Below are 17519 nucleotides of genomic sequence, written 5' to 3'. Positions count from 1 at the left end.
TGGGGGTGTGGGCGGCATTGTCGGGTGCGGCTACTCCGCGCGGGCGTGTCGGCATCGCTGTTAGGGAGATGGACCGGAGTGGCTCGGGTGACTGGCGCAGTGAGGGATCGTCGGGAGTGGAGATGCCTGATGGGCGTGGTGGGGATGGTCGCGAGCGGCGCTGGCTGATGGATGTGGTGGAGGAGGCCGTGGCACGTTGTCGTCGGCCGGTGTGGGTCTTGGCGGGCAGCGGTGGTGAGGTGGATGGGGCATGGTGAGTGGTGTGGGTGACGAGATCGGTGTGCTGATCGCGGACGACCAGGATCTGGTGCGGATCGGGTTGCGGTCGTTGGTCGAGTCCGAGGACGGGATGCGGGTCGTGGGCGAGGCCGCCGACGGGCTTGAGGTGGTCGCTCGGGCGGCGGCTACGTCGCCCGAGATCGTGTTGATGGATGTGCGGATGCCTGGGATCGACGGCATCGAGGCGACGCGGCGGATCGTTGCCGATCCGGCCCTTGAGCACACGCGGGTCATCGTGCTCACCACCTTCGAGCTGGACGAATATGTGTTCGACGCCCTGCGGAACGGGGCCAGCGGCTTTCTGACCAAAGACACCAAGCCGGCCGAGTTGTTGCGGGCCATTCGGCTTGTCGCGGCCGGTGAGGCGTTGCTGTCGCCGTCGGTGACCCGGCGGGTGGTGCGCGAGTTTTCGTCGCGGCCGTCGCGGACGCTCAAGCCGCACCCGCAGTTGGGCACGCTGACAGAGCGCGAGCGCGAGATCGTCGGGCTCGTCGGCGAAGGGCTGTCCAACGAGGAGATCGCGGAGCGACTGGTGGTCTCGCCCGCGACCGCCCGCACCCACGTCAGTCGCGCGATGATCAAGCTGGGTGCGCGGGATCGCGCTCAGCTTGTGGTGTTCGCCTATCAGTCGGGGTTGGTCGCCCTCTGAGCCCAGGCGAGCACGCGCATCGCACGTAGCGTGTTCCACCGGCTTGCTTGGCCGTCGCCCGCCTCAAGGGAGAAGAAGACCAGGCCGGGGTGGGTGTTTTCGAGCAGCCAGGTGCCGTCGGGTAGTCGTTTGCGCTCCACCACGTCGAGCGCTTCCCCGAGGCGCTCGTCGGGTGGACCGCCCGCGTCGCGGAAGTAGTCGAGGGCGCGGAGCACGTCGTAGTGCCAGCGCGGCGGGAACGAGAACAGCAGCCAGTCGTCGTCGACCACGGCACCGGTGGTCTTGCGGCGGAACAGGTGGCGGGTGAGTAGGTATTCCTCACCACCGCGGCGGGCCGCCGAGACGTCTTGTGCGCCGCCCGACCGCTCGTAGGCCAGCAGGCCCTCGAGCACGTTGATCGTGCTGGCGAACGAGGAGACCTTGGAGCCGAATTCCAGCTCGCAGTTCCAGCCGCCGTCGTCGTATTGCTCGCGTAGCAGCCGGTCGACGATGCCCTCGACGGGCTGCCCGAAATAGGCACCGGCCCGGACCGTGCGGCCGTTGATGCAGGCCTCGACCTCGCCGTCGAAGAAACGCTGGCCCTCGTGCTCCCAGACGACGTGGTCGCGGACCGCCTCGACCGCGGGCCGGACCCGCTCGTCGGCGGGGTCGACGCCCAGCTCGACGAGCACGTCGAGCGTCGGCAGCGTGGACACCCAGGGCTGGCCGTCCTGGCCGTCCGGCGGTGGCTCGTGGTCGGGCCCCGTGTGCCGGTAGCCCTGGCCTGGGAAGCACGCGCCGCCGGCCCACGAGCCGTCGTCGTCCTGGAGCGCCAGCAGACGGGCGCCCCAGCCTTCGCGGGCGACGCGGGCCTGCTCAGCAGCGACGACGTCGGCCGGCGCGCCGGCCAGGTCGCGCAGCACCTGCCAACGGATCGCCGGGTCCGCGTCGAGCAGCCAATCGATGACGGTCATGCGGTGAGGCTAGTACCGCCCTCTGACAAGAATCGACCCCCGCCGCTTGGCCTTGAGCGTGAGCCATCGCGGACCTGGCAGCGCAGCGCAGCGGAGCGGTGTCCGGCGGGAGCGACGGTCCGGACCACGGCGGACCCGGGAAATGGATCGTTGGCATGTCTGACGGCCCACGCCCTCCCGGCGTGAGCAGCCGTTGGGGACTGGGCCGGATACCCTAACGAGGGTCCTTCCGGCCTGCTTCGCCCACCGAACTATGACAAACGGGATGTTTACGTGTTCGACACCCTGAGCGACCGCCTCAACGGGATCTTCACCAAGCTCCGTGGCAAGGGGCGGCTGACCGATGCCGACATCGACGCTACGGCGCGCGAGATTCGGTTGGCGCTGCTCGAGGCCGATGTCGCGCTGCCGGTGGTTCGGGCGTTCATCGCCCGGGTCAAGGAGCGGGCGCGTGGCTCCGAGGTCTCGCAGGCGCTCAACCCGGCGCAGCAGGTCATCAAGATCGTGCACGAAGAGCTGGTCAACGTGCTAGGTGGCGACACCCGGCGGCTGCAGTTGGCCAAGCAGCCGCCCAGCGTGATCATGCTCGCCGGTCTGCAGGGTTCCGGCAAGACGACGCTCGCCGGCAAGCTCGCCCGGTTCCTCAAGGGGCAGGGGCACCAGCCTTTGCTCGTCGCCGCCGACCTGCAGCGGCCCAACGCGGTCACGCAGCTTCAGGTGCTCGGTGAGCGCGCCGGGGTCGAGGTGTTCGCGCCCGAGCCGGGCAACGGGGTGGGCGACCCCGTCGACGTGGCGCGGGCGTCGATCGACCACGCCAAGCGGGTCGCGCGCGACATCGTCATCGTCGACACCGCCGGCCGGCTCGGCATCGACCAGGAGATGATGGCCCAGGCCGCCAACATCCGCGACGCGGTGGATCCCGACGAGATCCTGTTCGTGATCGACGCGATGGTCGGTCAGGACGCGGTCAACACCGCCGAGGCGTTCCGTGACGGCGTCGGCATCACCGGTGTCGTGCTGTCCAAGCTGGACGGTGACGCGCGCGGTGGTGCGGCGCTCTCGGTGCGCGAGGTGACCGGGCAGCCGATCCTCTTCGCGTCCACGGGCGAGAAGCTCGAGGACTTCGACATCTTCCACCCCGACCGGATGGCGAGCCGGATCCTCGGGATGGGCGACGTGCTCACGCTGATCGAGCAGGCCGAGCAGGCCTTCGACGCCGATCAGAAAGAGAAGATGACCGCCAAGCTCATGGGCGGCGAACAGTTCACGCTCGAGGACTTCCTCGACCAGATGGTCGCGATGCGGCGCATGGGCCCGATCGCCAACGTGCTCGCCATGATGCCGGGCATGGGGCAGGTCAAGGACCAGCTCGCGGACCTCGACGACAAGCACTTCGACCGGGTGACGGCGATCATCCGCTCGATGACCCCGGGCGAGCGGGTCAACCCGAAGATCATCAACGGCTCGCGGCGGGCGCGCATCGCCAACGGCTCCGGCGTCACGGTGATGGACGTCAACCAGCTGCTCAACCGCTTCACCGAAGCGCAGAAGATGATGAAGCAGATGGGCGGCATGATGGGCCTGCCGGGCTCGCGCCGCAAGGCCACCAAGAGCCCGAAGAACAAGCGCAAGGGCACGAAGGGCGGCTCGCGTCCGCGTCCGGTCGGCGGCGTTCCGGGCGGGTTCCCGGGTGGGATGCCGCCGGGTATGCCGCCTGGGTTCGACCCGTCGGCGCTGCAGGGTGACGGGGCCCAGGGTCTGCCGCCGGGGTTCAAGCTGCCGAAGCTCGACTTCAACAAGCTCCGCCGCCAGGAGGGCGAGAAATAGGCACGTTCCGGGACAGCGGGCGATCATAGGAGCACCTACGGTGACGGGTGACCACTCCCAGGAGGAGCCCATGACTGCGGCACCAACCCTGCCCGAGCGGCAGGAGTGGACGGTCGACGACCTCGGCGAACTGCCGAGGGACCTCCGCTACGAGCTGATCAACGGAAGGTTGATCGTGCCGTCCCCCGTCCCCGCGCACCAGGATCTCGCGTTCGAGATCGGCTTCGCGCTCCGCGGAGCCTGCCCGCCCGACTTCATCGTGAGCTCAGACCAGTCTCTGCGGATCAATCGGCGCAACGAGCCGCGTCCCGACCTGGTCGGCGTCCGCATCGAGCACTACGGGCGCACGCCCGTGCCCGTCGAAGACGCGGTCCTAGCCATCGAGATCGTGTCGGAGCACTCCGAGTTTCGCGACATGGTCGAGAAGGCGCGGCTCTATGCCGACGCAGGCCTACCCGCCTATTGGGTGGTCGACCAGAACCGGCCAGAGATCTCCTTGACCGAGATGGTGCTCGGCCCCTCGAAGCGCAGCTACGAGATCGTCAACCACACGACTGGGGTGTTCTCGGTCGAGGCCCCTTGGCCGATCACCATCGACCTACCGCGGCTCAGCGCGCGACGCGCCGGGATTCTCGAACGCATTCGGCTGCGCTGACCGCGGGCCGACGTCGCACCTCGCATTTAGGATCGCCGGGTGGCATACGAGTTTCAGGTGACCGTCGACTGCGCGGAGCCGCACGTGTTGGCTGACTGGTGGGCCGAGGCGCTCGGGTGGGAGGTCGAGGCTCAGGACGAGGGCTTCATCCGGAGCATGATCGAGCAGGGGCACGCCACCGAGGCCGAGACCACCCGCCACGGCGGCAAGCTGGTCTGGGCCACCGGCGCCGCGATCCGGCATCCCGGCGGGCTCGAGCGGGCTCCACGCTTGCTGTTCCAGCAGGTGCCTGAGGCCAAGACGGTGAAGAACCGGGTGCATCTCGACCTGCGCGCCGGCGACGACCGCGACGCCGTCGTGCAGCGGCTGCTGGGCAACGGCGCCACCTACCTGCACGACGGGCGGCAAGGGCCGCACACCTGGGTGACGCTGGCCGATCCGGAAGGCAACGAGCTGTGCGTGAGCTGACTCCGCTGCACGTCCGCGGTGTGGTGTTGCCCGACGACACCACCCGCGACATCTGGCTGGTCGGCGACCGGGTGACGTTCGAGCCGGTGGCCGGTGCCGAGACGATCAGCGAGGGCGGCTACGTGCTGCCCGGCCTGGTCGACGCGCACTGCCATATCGGCATCGCGGCCGGCGGCGGGCCGGTCACGACCGTCGAGCAGGCGCTGGCCGCCGCCGTGATCGACCGCGACGCCGGCACCCTGGCGATCCGGGACGCGGGATCGCCGTTCCCTTACCCGGACCTCGACGACCATCCCGACGCGCCGCGGCTGTCGCGGGCGGGCCGGCACCTGGCCGCGCCCAAGACGCACCTGCGCGGCATCCCGATCGAATGCTCCCCCGAGGAGCTTCCGATCGCCGCCGCCGAGCAGGCGCGGGCCGGCAACGGCTGGGTGAAGCTGGTCGGCGACTGGCTCGACCGGTCGCTCGCCGATCTCGGCCCGACGTTCGAGCCCGACGTGCTCGCCGCCGCGATCGACGCCGCGCACGCCGCGGGCGCCCGGGTGGCGGTGCACACGTTCAGCGAGACCGCCGTGTCCACATTGATCCGGGCGGGCGTCGACTCGGTCGAGCACGGCACCGGCCTGTCCCTGGACGACATCGACGAGATGGCCCGGCGCGGCACCGTCCTCGTGCCCACGATGATCAACATCGAGACCTTCGACGACATCGCCGAGCGGGCGGAGGGCAAGTTTCCCGGGTACGCGACACACATGCGCGCCCTGCACGCCGCCTTCCCGGAGGTGGTCCGCGCGGCCTACGAGGCGGGTGTGCCGATCCGCGTCGGCACCGACGCGGGTGGCGCCATCCCGCACGGGGTCTGCGCCGACGAGATGCTGATGCTGCACGAGCGGGCCGGCATGTCGGCGGTCGACGTCCTGGCCGCGGCCTCCTGGGCGGCCCGCGAGTGGCTGGGCTTCCCCGGCCTGATCGAGGGCGGCCTGGCCGATCTGGTGGTCTACGAGGCGGATCCCCGCGCGGACCTGCGCGTCGTCCGCGCGCCGAGCCGGATCGTCCTGAAGGGCCGCGTCATCAGATAGCGTCCTGGCGTTCGGCGAAGACCGCCAGGGCCGTCTGGTACGACTCGAACGCGCGCGCCGCGCCCGCGTACGCCTCCAGATGGATGAACAACTCCACGATCTCCGCGTTGGTCACCCCCGCCCGCAGCGCGATCCGCAACTGCCCCCGCAGCGGCTCCTGCGTGCCCAGCGTCGCCGCGATGGTCACCGAGATCAGCGCCCGCGACCGGTCGTCGAGGCCCGGCCGGCTCCAGGAGTCCCCGAACGTGTGCTCGGTGGCCAACCGCCGGAAGTCGGCGCCCACCGCCGGCCCGCCCGGACCCAGCGGCAGCACCAGCGGCTGGCCGAGCAGGCGTTCCGCGGTGTCCAGCGCGTCGCGATGTGACTCAGGAGTGCTCATCAGCCTCAGCCTAGGTCGGAGATCCCAACGGGACAGCCGATCCGGCGCGGTGATCAAACACAGCCTCGCTAGGATTCCCGGTTATGGCTCGCGTTCTTACTCCCCGTGCGGAGGACTTTCCCCGCTGGTACCAGGATCTGATCGCCAAGGCGCAACTCGCCGACAACGGCCCGGTGCGGGGCACGATGGTGATCCGACCGGCCGGGTACTCGATCTGGGAGCGCATGCAGGCCGAGATGGACGCGCGCATCAAGATCGCGGGCGCCGAGAACGCGTACTTCCCGCTGTTCATCCCCGAGAGCTACCTCAAGCGTGAGGCCGACCACGTCGAGGGCTTCTCGCCCGAGCTCGCCGTCGTCACCCACGGTGGCGGCAAGCAGCTCGCCGAGCCGGTGGTGGTCCGGCCCACGTCGGAGACCGTCATCGGCGAGTTCATGGCCAAGTGGGTCGACTCGTACCGCGACCTGCCCCTGCTCCTCAACCAGTGGGCCAACGTCGTGCGCTGGGAGCTGCGCCCGCGCGTGTTCCTGCGGACCAGCGAGTTCCTCTGGCAGGAGGGCCACACCGCGCACGCCACGGAGGAGGACGCGCGCAACTACGCGCGCAAGATCCTGCACGAGGTGTACGAGGACTTCATGGTCGGCGTCCTCGGCATCCCGGTGGTGGTCGGGCGCAAGACCAACCGCGAGCGCTTCGCCGGCGCGACCAGCACGTACACCCTCGAAGGCATGATGGGCGACGGCAAGGCGCTGCAGATGGGCACCTCGCACGAGCTCGGCCAGAACTTCGCGAAGGCCTTCGACATCACCTACTCCGCGGCGAGCGGCGGCGTCGAACACGCCTGGACCACGTCCTGGGGCACGTCCACCCGCATGCTGGGTGGTCTGATCATGAGCCACGGCGACGACAACGGCCTGCGGGTGCCGCCGCGACTGGCGCCGATCCAGGCGTACGTGATGGTCGTCAAGGACGGCGACGGCGTGGCGGCGGCGGCGACGAAGCTGCGCGACGCGCTGCGGGACGCCGGCGTGCGGGTCGGGCTCGACGACCGGGTCGACACCGCGTTCGGCCGCCGTGCGGTGGACGCGGAGCTCAAGGGCTACCCGGTGCGGATCGAGGTCGGCCCTCGCGACCTGGCCGCGGGCAACGCCGTCGTGGTGCGCCGGTTCGACGGCAGCAAGACCGCGGTGCCGGTGGCCGACGTGGTGGGTCGCGTGCTCGCCGCCCTCGACGAGGACCAGCAGAAGCTCTACGACGAGGCGCTGGCATTCCGCCAGTCGCACACCGTCGAGGTGTCGACGCTGGCCGACGCGATCGCGGCGACCGCGACCGGCTGGGCCCGCGTGCCGTGGTCGGCGGTCGGCGTCGACGGCGAGGCCGAGGCCAACGGCCAGGGCGTCACGGTCCGCTGCCTGGTCCGCGCCGACGGCTCGGTGCCGGACTCGCAGGACGAGCCGGACCTGGTCGCCATCCTCGGCCGCTCCTACTGATGGGCTTCGAGCCCGGCAGCCTGATCGTCCACCGCAACGCCCGCCACGACCGCCTCGGCTGGGTGCGCCCGACCCGCGTGGTCAGCGACGACGAGCGCGGCCTGCTGGTCTGGCTCGCACCGGGCTCGGCGGTGGCGTCGGAGGTCTCGGCGGACGGCCGCGGCATGCGCGCGATGCCGTTCACGGAGTGGATCACCCTGTCGTACGGGGTCAAACAGCACATTTGGCGCGGCAACGGGGTGCTCAAGTTCCACCCGGTCGGTGAGGATCACTCGGTCTGGTGGTTCCGGGAGGCGGACGGCCGTTTCGCGGGCTGGTACGTGAACCTGGAAGAACGCGCCCTCCGCTGGTCCGACGGCGCCCTGGCCGGGCTCGACGTGGTCGACCAGGACCTCGACATCGTGGTCGACCCGGACCGGACGTGGCGCTGGAAGGACGAGGACGAGTTCACGGAGCGGCTCGCCTTTCCGGACCACTACTGGGTGGGCGACGAGGCCGCGGTCCGCGCCGAAGGCTGGCGGGTGGTCAAGCAGATCGAGGCGGCCGAGTTCCCGTTCGACGGCACGTGGACCGACTTCCAACCGGACCCGTCGTGGGAGACACCGACGGCTCTGCCCGCGGGCTGGGACCGGCCGGTGGTCGTTCGCTGACACCGGTTCCGCGGGGCGTCGTGCCGGAACACGAGGCGCGGTCCCGGGTCCGCGGTGGGCGCGACCGTCGCTCCCGCCGGACACCGCTCCGCTTCGCTCCGCTGCCAGGTCCGCGGTTCGGCGGTGGAGACGGCGGCAGGCGCAACGATCCGCCAGGTCCTGGATCGTGCGGCGGGGCTGACGGGGTGGAGGTCCGGCAATAGGGTGCGGATCATGGCGTTTGCTTCCGGGCGGTTGGTGATGCGGCGGTGTTGGCGTGGGGGGCGGATAAGCTTCATCAGCCCGGCGGTGGTGGTTTCGGACGACGCGCAGGGGCTGCTGCTCTGGCAGCCCGCAGGCATTACGTTCTGGCGGTTGATGACCGCTGACGGGCGCACGCACCATGACGGCACGCTCGACGAGCTTGGGCCGATGGAGTTGACGGCGCAGCCGTGGATCGGTGGGCCGTTGCTCATGTATCACCCGGCTGACGGGGCTCCCTGGTCGATCTGGCTCTTCCACGACGAGCACACGGGTGAGTTCACCGGGTGGTACGTCAATCTCGAAGATCCTTACCGCCGCTGGGACGACGATGGGCTGGCCGGGATCGACACCGCCGACCACGCCCTGGACATCCTGGTCGCGCCTGATCGCAGCTGGCGCTGGAAGGACGAGGACGAGCTCGCCGCGAAGACCGGCAACGCCGACTACTGGGACGCGGCCGGGGCGGCTCAGATCCGCGCCAATGGTGAGGCCGTCGTGGAACTGGTCGAGAACGGCAAGTTCCCGTTCGACGGCGCCTGGTTTGACCTTCAGCCGGACGCGTCCTGGCGGGTTCCCGGCGACCGACCGCCGGGCTGGGACCGTCCTCGGGCGGTTTGATGGCTTCGCGTTAGGCGGCGTCTGGTTTGATCTTCGGCCTGACGCGTCCTGGCGGGTTCCGGGCGGGCGCCTGTTTGGGACCGGTCTTGGGCGGTTTGATGGCTTTCGCGTTTGGCGGCGCCTGGCTCGGTCTCCGGCCTGATGCGTCCTGGCGGGTTCCCGACGATCGGCCGCCTGGTTGCGGCCGGCCTTGGGTGGTTGATGGCCTCCGGTTGGGCGGCGCCTGGCTCGGTCTCCGGCCCGACGCTTCCCGGCGGGTCCCGGGTGAACTGCCGCCCGTTGGGGCTGGCCTTGGGTGGTTTGATGGCTTTTGGGGTTGCCGCAACCCACCGCGGGCCTGGCAGCGCAGCGCAGCGGAGCGGTGTCCGGCGGGAGCGGCGGTCGTGCCCACGGCGGGCCCGGGAACGCCGGCTCTTGACCGCGACGCGTCCGATGTCCTGACCCGCCGTATGCGGGCGCGGACCGTCTGGCAGAATGGTCTGCTGGTATCCGGCGCGCGCCCGGCGCCCTCTACCCCGGGTGCGACGCCAGTCCATGAACGATCTTCGGCGCAACCCCACTGCGTCGCCGACCGATCACCCACGTATCGCAACAGGAGCGAACAGACTGTGGCCGTAAAGATCCGGCTCCTGCGGATGGGGAAGATCCGCAACCCGCAATACCGCATCGTCATCGCCGACTCGCGCACCAAGCGTGACGGACGGGCGATCGAGTACGTCGGCATCTACCACCCCAAGGAAGAGCCGTCGCTGATCGAGGTCAAGTCCGACCGGGTGCAGTACTGGCTCTCCGTCGGTGCCCAGCCGAGCGAGGCGGTGCAGCGGATCCTCGAGCGCACCGGTGACTGGCAGAAGTTCAAGAACCTGCCGGCCCCCGAGCCGCTGAAGGTCGCCGCCGCGCGCGTCGATCGGCGGGAGGCCTACGAGGCCGAGGCGCGTGCCGCGGCCGGGCTGAGCGAGGCGCCGGCGCCGACCAAGGCAGCGAAGAAGGCGGCGAAGGCCGCGGAGCCGAAGGCCGAGGCGGCCGAGGCACCCAAGTCCGAGGAGCAGGCGGTTGCGGACTCCGGCGAGCAGGCCTGACGTGGCACTCCGGCCCGCGCTGGAGCACCTTGTCAAGGGCATCGTCGACCATCCTGACGACGTGCGCGTCCGGCTGGTCGACTCGCGTCGCGGCAAGCGGCTCGAAGTGCGCGTCAACCCGGAAGACCTGGGCACGGTGATCGGTCGAGGCGGGCGCACCGCCAAGGCGCTGCGCCAGGTCATCGGTTCGATCGGCGGCCGGGGCGTCCGGGTCGACATCGTCGACGCGTACTGATGCTCCTTGTCGTCGGCCGGATCGGCCGGCCACACGGCATTCGCGGTGAGGTCACCGTGGAGGTCCGGACCGACGAGCCAGAGCAGCGGTTCGCCGCCGGGTCGGTGTTGATCACCGACCCGGCGGCGGCGTCCGCGGCCGGTGTCGTGCCCGCGACGCTGACCATCGAGGACGTGCGCTGGCACCAGGGTCGTCCGTTGGTGCTCTTCGACGGCTACTACGACCGCGACCTCGTCGAGAACCTGCGCAATGTGCTGCTCTGCGTGGACTCCGACGATGTGGAATCTCCGGACGATCCGGACGAGTTCCTCGACCACGAGTTGGTCGGCCTGTCCGCGGTGAGCCCGGGCGGCGAGGTGCTCGGCACCGTCGCCCGGATCGACCACGCGCCGGCCTCGGACCTGCTGGTGCTGGCGCGGCCCGGTGGCGGCACGGCGCTCGTGCCCTTCGTGAAGGCCCTCGTGCCGTCGGTCGACGTGGCCGGTGGCAAGGTCGTCGTCGACGCACCGGTGGGGTTGCTGGACCTGTGATGCGGGTCGACGTCGTCACGATCTTTCCCGAGTACCTGTCGCCGCTGTCGTTGTCGCTGATCGGCAAGGCGCGGGGGACCGGACTCCTCTCCGTGGACGTGCACGATCTGCGGACCTGGACGTCCGATGTGCACCGAACTGTGGATGACACGCCCTATGGCGGCGGTCCCGGCATGGTGATGCGGCCCGAACCCTGGGGTCAGGCGCTGGACGCGTTGGCCACACCGTCGTCGCGGTTGGTGGTGCCGACACCGGTCGGAGCGCCGTTCACGCAGGCGACCGCGCACGCGCTGGCTTCGTCGGAACATCTGATCTTCGCGTGCGGGCGGTACGAGGGCATCGACCAGCGGGTGATCGACCACGCGGCGGCCCGGATGCCGGTGACGGAGGTCTCGCTCGGCGACTACGTGCTCTTCGGCGGCGAGGTCGCGGTTCTCGTGATCATGGAGGCGGTGGTTCGGCTGCTGCCGGGCGTGCTGGGCAACGCCGACTCGCTGGCCGAGGAGTCGCACGCGGCCGGGCTGCTGGAGGCGCCGGTCTACACGAAGCCGCCGGTGTGGCGGGACCTGGCGGTCCCGGACATCCTGCGCTCGGGCGACCACGGCCGCATCGCCCGCTGGCGCCGCGACGAGTCCCTGCGCCGCACCGCACTGCGGCGCCCTGACATGCTCACCGGCCCCAACGCGCCCGACCTGGACAAGGCCGACCGCGCGGTGCTCGACGAACTGGAGAGCTGACCGGGGTTGCCGCAACCCACCGCGGACCTGGCAGCGCAGCGAAGCGGAGCGGTGTCCGGCGGGAGCGACGGTCGTGCCCACCGCGGGCCCGGGACAGGATCCTCGGGGTTCCTCAGGGTTCGAAGGGCAATTTCCGATCGTCGTCGGTGGTATGGCAAAGTAGTGAGGTTGCTTGCCGCAGTCGGCCGCGCCCGTGGGCGGCTGCGAGGGTCTCCTGGAGTGGTGGGGGACCAGAATCACCCGTCGCACGCCGCTCGGCGTGCCGTGATAGCCGAAGGATGAGCGATGAACACCCTGGACGCCCTCGACGCCCAGTCGCAGCGGACCGACATTCCCGACTTCCGTGGCGGTGACACCGTCAAGGTGCACGCGCGAGTCGTCGAAGGCAACCGGTCCCGTGTGCAGATCTTCCAGGGCGTGGTCATCCGCCGGCAGGGTGGTGGCCTGCGTGAGACCTTCACCGTCCGCAAGATGAGCTTCGGCGTCGGTGTGGAGCGGACCTACCCGGTCAACTCCCCGGCGATCGACCGGATCGAGGTCGTGACCCGCGGCGACGTGCGGCGGGCCAAGCTCTACTACCTCCGCGAGCTGCGCGGCAAGAAGGCCAAGATCAAGGAGAAGCGCGAGAAGCAGCCCAGCTGACACTCGCCACTCACGTTGCGATGGCCTCGTGCGGTTACGCTAGCCCCCACGAGGCCTCTCGATCGGGAATCGCCTCGGGCGGTAATGCCGTCGACAGACGGTGGCGTCCGCGTGCGGGCGCTTGGCTGACCTGGGGAGAGGCGCGTCGTGGACCGAGGCGAGATTGGCCAGGAACGCCGGCGCCGGTTTCCCCGGCGCCGCGTGCAGATGCCTCTCTGGCAAGAGCTGCCACTGCTGCTGATCGTGGCGTTCTGCCTCGCCGTGCTGATCCGCAGCTTCCTGCTGCAGGCGTTCTTCATCCCGTCCGGGTCCATGGAGAACACGCTGCTCGTCGGCGACCGGGTGCTGGTCAACAAAATCGTTTATGACGTACGCGATCCGAAACGCGGCGAAGTCGTCGTGTTCCGCGGTCCGGAGGCCTGGGCGCCGCAGCCGGTTGACGGCGGTGACCCGGGCCTTTTCAACAAGATCGGGCGTACGTTCGGCGACCTCATCGGCGTCAGCCGCCCTGGTGCCAAGGACTTCATCAAGCGGGTGATCGCCGTCGGTGGCGACCGGGTCAGCTGCTGCGACGACCAGGGTCGCGTGATGGTCAACGGCAAGGGCCTCGACGAGCCGTACATCTACGACAACTCGCCGCTCGACGTGGCGCCGGCGGCCGGCGAGTGCCGGTCGCGCCAGTTCGCTGAGGTGGTCGTGCCGCCCGGTGAGCTGTTCGTGATGGGCGACCACCGCGGTGTCTCGCAGGACGCCCGCTGCCAGGGTCCGATCCCGGTCGACAACGTGGTCGGTCGCGCCTTCGTGATCGTCTGGCCGCAGGACCGGTGGAAGAATTTGTCGGTGCCGGACACGTTCGACGGCATCCCACCACCGACGAGTGGCGGCGCGGGTGGAGGTAGCGGTGCGCCGCTACCATCGCAAGGGTCCCCATTGCCAGGAAAGGGAGACATTGTCGTCACGATGCCAATCTTCGCGTCCGTCCTTTTTCTGGCGCGTTCCCGACGCGGACTCCCAGACCGGCAACGTAGGCTCCGTCCGTGATTGAGGAACAGCTCCCCCAGAAGCCGAAGAAGAGCTCGTCGTTCTGGAAAGAACTGCCGATCCTGCTCGGCGTCGCGATCCTCGTGGCCGTCCTGGTGCGGGCGTTCCTGCTGCAGACCTTCTACATCCCGTCGCCGTCGATGGAGCACACTCTCGACGTCAACGACCGGGTGCTGGTCAACAAGATTGTGTACGACTTCCGGTCGCCCGAGCGCGGCGAGATCATCGTGTTCCAGGCGCCGTCCGAGTGGCGCAGCGGCCTCGTCGACGAAGACTTCATCAAGCGCGTCATCGCCGTCGGCGGTGACCGGGTCGAGTGCTGCGACGCGCAGAAGCGGCTGGAGGTCAACGGGCATCCGTTGGACGAGCCGTACCTGTTCAACGAGAACGGCATCAGCGACCCCGCCGCCGATCAGCCCTTCGACTTCACCGTGCCCAAGGGGCGGTTGTGGGTGATGGGTGACCATCGTGCGGCGTCGGGGGACTCGCTGGAGCACTGGAAGCAGAGCAACGGGGATCCGCTGATCTCGACGATCACCGAGGATTCGGTTGTCGGCCGGGCGTTCGTGGTGTTCTGGCCTGTTGGGCGGGCGAAGTGGTTGTCGGTTCCGGAGACGTTCAACGGAGTGCCGGCGCCGGCGGCCGTGGGCTGAGCGGTTCCCCCTCGGTCGGAGGCCTCTGGCCCTTGGTGGCCATGTTCGTCGGTCGGGCCCGGCTCTCGTGGCATTGGTCGTTTGTCGAGGCCTGGTTCTCGTGGCTTTTTCGTTGGGCGAGGCTCGGCCTTCGGTGGCTGGGCTCGTCGATCAGGGGCCGGCTCTCGGTGGCTGGGCTGGGCTGGTCGGTCGAGGCCGGTCCTTGGTGGCTGTGTTCGTTGGTCGAGGCCCGGCTCTTGGTGGCTGGGCTCCTTGGCTTGGCTGGGTGAGGCGGGCTCGGGGTCGGCGCCTAAGCTGGCTCGGTGACGGAGTTTCAGCCGCGCCGGGCCGCGCGGGTGTTGCTGGTCGACGACGCGGATCGGGTGTTGCTGTTTCACGGTGTCGATCCTGGGCGGCCGGATCACCGCTACTGGTTCACTCCCGGCGGTGGGTTGTCGGCCGGTGAGTCGGCGGTCGGCGGTGCCGTGCGGGAGTTGGCCGAGGAGACCGGCCTCGTCCGGCCCTCAGCGGATCTTGGTGAACCGGTGTACCAGGAGACGACCGAGTTCCCGTTCGACGGCGTCTGGTACCGCCAGGAGCAGGAGTTCTTCCTCCTGCGCGTGCCGTCGTGGTCCGTCGACACGACCGGCTTCGACCAGATCGAGAAAGACTCGATCATCGCGCACCGATGGTGGTCGATTCCTGAGTTGGAGCGTACGAAGGAGCGGTACTACCCCGACGAGTTGACCACCGTGCTGCGCCGGGTGCTGGGGAAGGACTGATCCGCTGTGCTGACACCACCGCGCACCGTGGTGCGCCGCGAGGGCGGCCTCTACGCCCTCGAGCGGGCGTTGCAGCGGCGCGGGTTCCGGCATGTGGCCGGGGCCGACGAGGCCGGCCGGGGTGCGTGCGCCGGGCCCTTGGTGGCCGCGGCCGCGGTGCTGCCCGAGGGCAAGCGCGGCGAGATCGAGGGCCTGGCGGATTCGAAGCTGCTGACGCCGTTGGCCCGGGAACGGATCTACGCGCAGGTGGTGAAGCGTGCCCTCGCGTACTCCGTGGTGATCATCCCCGCGGCCGAGGTCGACGCCCGTGGCCTGCACGTCTGCAACCTGCAGGCGATGCGCCGCGCGCTGGCGTCGTTGCCGGTGGGTCCGGAGTACGTGCTGACCGACGGATTCCCGCTCGACGGCATGGGCGTGCCCGGGCTCGCGGTCTGGAAGGGCGACCGGGTAGCGGCGTGCGTGGCCGCGGCCAGCGTGCTCGCCAAGGTCACCCGGGATCGGATCATGGTCGAGCTGGACGGGCAGTTCCCGGACTACGGCTTTTCGGAGCACAAGGGGTACGTGACGCCGGAGCACAACGCGGCGCTGACAGAGCACGGGCCGTGTGTGGAGCATCGGTTCTCGTACATCAACGTGGCCAACGCGTCGGGTCGCGACTCGCGTCCACCGCGGAGCCGGCGGCCACGCGTGCTGACGGATCCGTCCACGCTGGCCGGTGAGGTCGTGCCCGACCTGTCTCCGGGCGAAGAGCTGGATCTCGATCTCATGGGTCTCGGCCCGACGGGTGGCGCTTCCTGACGCGTACCTGATCATGGCCTTGAAATCGTGGCTTCGGTCACTCCGGAATTGGATCTTGGCAGGTCTGGGGTCGAGATCGGGTTCGGTGCTGGAGTCCGGAACCCGACGCATATCTCGGTTCGGATGGTCGCGATCCGGACTGTCCGGGCGTTCGGTCCGATCTGGATCGAGGGGTCTGTTCCGATCTTGATTCGGGCGCTTCTGATCTTGATTAGGGCGCTTCCGACGACGCCGATCTTGCCGTTTTGGGCCCTCTGATGGCGGCCCTTCGGGTGACGTTTCAGCCCGCGCGGATCCGGTAGGGCGCGCCGAGCCCCCAGGGGGTACCGTCGGCGTGGCGTCCGGCGAGCGGCTTCGGCCGCCGACGCCGGTGGGGGAAGATGGTGCCATGAAGGGCGGAGAGCGATGAGCGCAGAGGATCTCGAGAAATACGAGACCGAGATGGAGCTGCAGCTCTACCGGGAGTACCGCGACATCGTCCGCCAGTTCTCCTACGTCGTCGAGACCGAACGCCGCTTCTACCTGGCCAACCAGGTCGACCTGCACGTGCGCAACTCGGACGGCGAGGTCTATTTCGAGGTCGAGATGCACGACGCCTGGGTTTGGGATATGTACAGGCCTGCGCGCTTCGTGAAGAATGTCCGGGTCATGACCTTCAAGGACGTCAACGTCGAAGAGCTCGAAAAGCCGGACATCTCGCTCCCTGCCGACTCGGGCTTCGGCGGCTGACGCCGCCTACCACATCCGGCGCCCGCGCGGGCGTTATCCACAATCCACAGGCCGCCGCCCACCGCGTTGCCGCTCCTCCCGGCCGCGACGAGACTGCCATGCATGCATTGGTACGCGCTCCGTAACGCATTGTTGACCGTCGCGGCCGTTGTCGTGGTCGTCTCGGCGGCGGTCCTGGTGCCGGGTGTCCCGTCCGCGAGATCGGGCTGGGGTCCGCCGTTAGGCAAGGCCGCGGCCCGCGGCCTCCACCAAGGCGCGGCAATCCGCGCGAGCCCGGCCCGGGTGGTCGAGGTCCTGGCACTTGGCCGCCCGGCTGATCTGGCCAGGCAGGCCGCGATCGTCGGCGATCGGCGCTCCGACCTTGTCGATTTCGGTGGAAGTGTCGCGGACTCGCGGTCGGATGGACCGCGTTCGAGGCTCGCGGCGGTTGGTGGCGCTTTCGCCGGATCGGCGGTTGATGGTCGGCCACCGGAGCCGACGCTTCTCGTCGGTCCCGTTGCGCCGCGGACGGGGTTCGATCTGCCGGTCGCGCCGCCGTTGCGGGTCACGCGGCCGTTCGATGCTCCGGCCAGACCCTGGCTGCCGGGTCATCGCGGTGTCGACCTGGCCTCGGAGCCCGGCGCGACCGTCTGGGCGGCCGGCCCGGGGGAGGTCGTCTTCGCCGGGCCCGTCGCCGGCCGGACGGTGGTCAGCATCCAGCACGCCAACGGTCTGCGCACGACCTACGAGCCCGTGACCGCCGCCGTTCGGCGCGGCGACCGGGTCGCCACGGGCGATCCGATCGGCACGGTCGAGGCCGGTCACGCGGGCTGCCCCGTCACCGCCTGCCTGCACTGGGGCCTGCGGCGGGAGGACGTCTATCTCAACCCACTGCTGCTGCTCGGCTTCCGGGTCCGACTACTGCCGCTTTAGGGCGTGTCTCGTGGATCATGGTGGCGCGCCGCCGGGCCTGGACGACGACCGGCCTCCGGCGGCCGGACGCCGCCTGGACCTTGCCGGCGCACCATCCTGATCCACGAGATAC

General features: G+C 69.7%; 21 protein-coding genes. 19 read left to right on the top strand and 2 right to left on the bottom strand.

Annotation, left to right across the window (positions count from 1 at the left end; translation table 11 throughout):
• Positions 1-262: 262 nt before the first annotated feature.
• Positions 263-928, top strand: a complete 666-nt coding sequence (locus tag Air01nite_RS27960) for a response regulator transcription factor (protein WP_239091015.1) — start codon at positions 263-265, stop codon at positions 926-928.
• Here the strand turns inward: Air01nite_RS27960 and Air01nite_RS27955 are convergent.
• Entirely contained in the window at positions 904-1881 is a 978-nt protein-coding gene (locus Air01nite_RS27955) for a hypothetical protein (RefSeq protein WP_203706302.1), read from the bottom strand. The two genes, Air01nite_RS27960 and Air01nite_RS27955, sit on opposite strands and share 25 nt — an antisense overlap.
• A gap of 273 nt (positions 1882-2154) precedes the next feature.
• Here Air01nite_RS27955 and ffh point away from each other — a divergent pair, with 273 nt between their 5' ends.
• From ffh to Air01nite_RS27935, 4 genes are all read left to right on the top strand, one after another.
• Entirely contained in the window at positions 2155-3708 is a 1554-nt protein-coding gene (gene ffh, locus Air01nite_RS27950; RefSeq protein ID WP_203706301.1) for a signal recognition particle protein, read from the top strand.
• Positions 3709-3778: 70 nt separating this feature from the next.
• Complete coding sequence (locus Air01nite_RS27945; protein ID WP_203706300.1) at positions 3779-4363, top strand: Uma2 family endonuclease; 585 nt, start codon at positions 3779-3781, stop codon at positions 4361-4363.
• Positions 4364-4402: 39 nt separating this feature from the next.
• Positions 4403-4831: a VOC family protein gene (locus Air01nite_RS27940; RefSeq protein ID WP_203706299.1), complete on the top strand. Its 429-nt coding sequence runs from the start codon at positions 4403-4405 to the stop codon at positions 4829-4831.
• Positions 4828-5910 (top strand): amidohydrolase family protein, encoded by a 1083-nt coding sequence (locus tag Air01nite_RS27935; RefSeq protein ID WP_239091017.1) that lies wholly within the window; start codon positions 4828-4830, stop codon positions 5908-5910. The genes Air01nite_RS27940 and Air01nite_RS27935 overlap by 4 nt, the downstream gene beginning before the upstream one ends.
• On the opposite strand, the gene Air01nite_RS27930 is transcribed toward Air01nite_RS27935, so the two are convergent.
• Entirely contained in the window at positions 5903-6289 is a 387-nt protein-coding gene (locus tag Air01nite_RS27930) for a carboxymuconolactone decarboxylase family protein (protein WP_203706298.1), read from the bottom strand. The genes Air01nite_RS27935 and Air01nite_RS27930 overlap by 8 nt on opposite strands.
• 83 nt (positions 6290-6372) lie before the next feature.
• On the opposite strand from Air01nite_RS27930, the gene proS reads away from it, so the two are divergent.
• The 14 genes from proS to Air01nite_RS41990 all read left to right on the top strand — a co-directional run bounded on the left by proS (position 6373) and on the right by Air01nite_RS41990 (position 17407).
• Complete coding sequence (proS, locus tag Air01nite_RS27925) at positions 6373-7779, top strand: proline--tRNA ligase (protein WP_203706297.1); 1407 nt, start codon at positions 6373-6375, stop codon at positions 7777-7779.
• Positions 7779-8429: a ribonuclease FAU-1 family protein gene (locus tag Air01nite_RS27920; protein ID WP_203706296.1), complete on the top strand. Its 651-nt coding sequence runs from the start codon at positions 7779-7781 to the stop codon at positions 8427-8429. The genes proS and Air01nite_RS27920 overlap by 1 nt, the downstream gene beginning before the upstream one ends.
• A 123-nt stretch (positions 8430-8552) precedes the next feature.
• Complete coding sequence (locus tag Air01nite_RS27915; protein ID WP_239091014.1) at positions 8553-9290, top strand: ribonuclease FAU-1 family protein; 738 nt, start codon at positions 8553-8555, stop codon at positions 9288-9290.
• Positions 9291-9898: 608 nt separating this feature from the next.
• Positions 9899-10369, top strand: a complete 471-nt coding sequence (rpsP, locus tag Air01nite_RS27910; RefSeq protein WP_203706295.1) for a 30S ribosomal protein S16 — start codon at positions 9899-9901, stop codon at positions 10367-10369.
• Positions 10344-10604: an RNA-binding protein gene (locus Air01nite_RS27905; protein WP_176984981.1), complete on the top strand. Its 261-nt coding sequence runs from the start codon at positions 10344-10346 to the stop codon at positions 10602-10604. The genes rpsP and Air01nite_RS27905 overlap by 26 nt, the downstream gene beginning before the upstream one ends.
• Positions 10604-11134 carry a ribosome maturation factor RimM gene (rimM, locus tag Air01nite_RS27900; RefSeq protein ID WP_203706294.1) on the top strand — a complete coding sequence of 177 codons (531 nt, stop codon included), beginning with the start codon at positions 10604-10606 and terminating at the stop codon, positions 11132-11134. Before Air01nite_RS27905 ends, rimM begins: the two co-directional genes overlap by 1 nt.
• Entirely contained in the window at positions 11134-11871 is a 738-nt protein-coding gene (trmD, locus tag Air01nite_RS27895) for a tRNA (guanosine(37)-N1)-methyltransferase TrmD (RefSeq protein ID WP_203706293.1), read from the top strand. Before rimM ends, trmD begins: the two co-directional genes overlap by 1 nt.
• A 285-nt stretch (positions 11872-12156) precedes the next feature.
• Positions 12157-12513 (top strand): 50S ribosomal protein L19, encoded by a 357-nt coding sequence (rplS, locus tag Air01nite_RS27890; protein WP_203706292.1) that lies wholly within the window; start codon positions 12157-12159, stop codon positions 12511-12513.
• A gap of 207 nt (positions 12514-12720) precedes the next feature.
• Complete coding sequence (lepB, locus tag Air01nite_RS27885) at positions 12721-13554, top strand: signal peptidase I (protein ID WP_203706291.1); 834 nt, start codon at positions 12721-12723, stop codon at positions 13552-13554.
• Positions 13551-14207 (top strand): signal peptidase I, encoded by a 657-nt coding sequence (lepB, locus tag Air01nite_RS27880; protein WP_203706290.1) that lies wholly within the window; start codon positions 13551-13553, stop codon positions 14205-14207. Before lepB (Air01nite_RS27885) ends, lepB (Air01nite_RS27880) begins: the two co-directional genes overlap by 4 nt.
• A gap of 302 nt (positions 14208-14509) precedes the next feature.
• Positions 14510-14968, top strand: coding sequence for an NUDIX hydrolase (locus tag Air01nite_RS27875; RefSeq protein ID WP_203706289.1), 459 nt, complete (start codon positions 14510-14512; stop codon positions 14966-14968).
• Between the two features lie 6 nt (positions 14969-14974).
• Positions 14975-15766, top strand: a complete 792-nt coding sequence (locus Air01nite_RS27870) for a ribonuclease HII (RefSeq protein WP_203706288.1) — start codon at positions 14975-14977, stop codon at positions 15764-15766.
• 405 nt (positions 15767-16171) lie between these two features.
• Positions 16172-16495 (top strand): DUF2469 domain-containing protein, encoded by a 324-nt coding sequence (locus Air01nite_RS27865; RefSeq protein WP_007075222.1) that lies wholly within the window; start codon positions 16172-16174, stop codon positions 16493-16495.
• Positions 16496-17032: 537 nt separating this feature from the next.
• Positions 17033-17407, top strand: coding sequence for a murein hydrolase activator EnvC family protein (locus Air01nite_RS41990; protein ID WP_373310480.1), 375 nt, complete (start codon positions 17033-17035; stop codon positions 17405-17407).
• The last annotated feature ends 112 nt before the right edge of the window (positions 17408-17519 follow it).

This window comes from Asanoa iriomotensis (assembly GCF_016862515.1).
In the GTDB taxonomy this organism is placed as follows: Bacteria; Actinomycetota; Actinomycetes; order Mycobacteriales; family Micromonosporaceae; genus Asanoa; species Asanoa iriomotensis.
The sequence above is the reverse complement of the archived record's forward strand: the minus strand, read 5'-3'. Positions and strand labels throughout refer to the sequence as shown.